This is a genomic window from Acidisphaera sp. L21 (assembly GCF_009765685.1).
GTDB lineage: Bacteria > Pseudomonadota > Alphaproteobacteria > Acetobacterales > Acetobacteraceae > LMUY01.
Genome location: NZ_LMUY01000149.1, coordinates 7,978 through 8,193, shown reverse-complemented (window position 1 = coordinate 8,193; position 216 = coordinate 7,978).

Genomic DNA, 216 nt, shown 5'->3' with positions numbered 1-216 from the left:
GACCCGCGAATTGCCTCGTACATGCGGCTGCTGGAAGCCTGCCTTACGGTTCTCCGCACACCGGACGACCGTCCATCCGTCGAGTTGGCCACTTACCGGCCGGCTGCGTCCGAACTCTTCCAAGTGGACGCGGTGCTTCGCCGTCTCCGCACGCTTGTCAACGCCCTGGAAGGGCCCGTGCCTTTTGCAACGCTACTCCCGCCCATACCAGCGGAC